Source organism: Oleiphilus sp. HI0080 (assembly GCF_001635135.1).
The window spans coordinates 1-1454 of record NZ_LWFU01000744.1 but is presented as its reverse complement, the minus strand read 5'-3'; the positions used below and the strand labels follow the sequence as shown (position 1 = coordinate 1454).

Sequence of the window (1454 nt, the reverse complement as noted above, 5' to 3'; positions counted from 1 at the left end):
TCTTGCTGCGATGCTGGTGGCGTTTTTAAATCTCGAAGGCTGGATTGGCGGCCTTGCCATTCTGATCGCCTTACTATTATTCAGCTTGGCGCGAAGCTTGTGCTCGCTTAGCTCAAAAACGGTACTCGGTGCGACCGTTCGAAAATCCAAGCGCGGCGGCTTACTCGGCACTGCTGGAACAATCGCAGGTGCCATCAGCGTCGCCTATGGCATTTGTTTATACATTTATACAAACCGTCTACTGAACACAGAACCAAGTTCCGCTTCAGCCGCCTCAACCAACCAATCCGTTGGTTCAGGCGCGGTGGTGAGTCAGGGTTTGGCGGAACATCATTGGATTTTGGGTAGCCTATTGGGCGCGGCAAGCCTCTTCTTCGCGTTAGCCGCCGTTAGCTACTTATCTGTACAATGGCAAAACAAGAGTCCAGACTCCTCTTCCGGCTCAACTCCAGATCAGTCGCCTCCCGCTGGGCGTCTCTTGATGAATGACACGCACTTTGCGCGCTTTGTGATCACCCGAGCTTTTATGATGGTCTCTGCACTTGCGATGCCTTACATCGCAATGCTCTCTCTGTCTTCATCGCAACAGGATTCAACCTCAACCATCGCCGTCTTTGCGCTACTGGTAATCATCGAAGGCTCCAGCAGTCTTGTAAGTAGTCGCTTTTGGGGCACAGCATCTGATAAGAACAGTCGTATGGTGCTCATTAGTTCAGCGCTTTTAAGTTGCGTTTTATGCGCATTCGCTACCGCGGGACTCAGTGACCTGCTTTCGCCTCCTACTTGGGCTTGGTTGCTGATGTATGCGCTGTTAAGCCTGACGCACAATGGTGTTCGCCTGGGTCGCAAAACGTTTGTGGTCGATCTGGCCGATGACCAGCAAAACAGTAATGAAAAGCGTACAGAATATGTCGCCATCAGTAATACCTGTATTGGCGCACTGTTACTGCTATTTGGCCTTGCCTCTGCGGTTCTGGCACAGAGCTCGTTATTTGCGCTGTTTATCGTATTCACCATCAGTGCGCTTATCGCGACCGTACTAGGCTTGACGTTAAAGCGTATCTAGCGCTCTCCCTCCCTGAACTTTTTTCAAACGATCGGTAAATTTCGCCCATCAAAGTACCATCCAAATAACCAATCAACACATAAACCTTTGATTTTTATATACTTTATACTCTGGCACGACCCCTGCAACCTATTCATTGACGCTTAGCGTTGAACACCATTTTTAACAGGGAGCACAGTATGAACTTCAATAAATCATTTCTAGCCTCGGCCATTCTTTCAACGGCTGTTACAGCAACCGTTTCCGGTTCAGCATTAGCTGGCCAAGGATATGCAGACGAGATGGAAGGTAAGCTCAATTCAGCTTGGCTTGATGGAACAGTAGAAATGGCCTTAATGCTGGACAAAAACCTGAATAACTTTGAGATCGACACCACCGTTGTCGGCAC

At 49.0% G+C, this 1454-nt stretch carries 2 protein-coding genes; both read left to right on the top strand.

Annotation, left to right across the window (positions count from 1 at the left end):
- A partial coding sequence (locus A3751_RS22950) for a hypothetical protein (protein ID WP_231876913.1) occupies positions 1–1066 on the top strand: 1066 nt, incomplete at its 5' end.
- Between the two features lie 179 nt (positions 1067–1245).
- The coding region (locus A3751_RS15695) for a hypothetical protein (RefSeq protein ID WP_197466399.1) at positions 1246–1454 on the top strand (209 nt) is incomplete at its 3' end.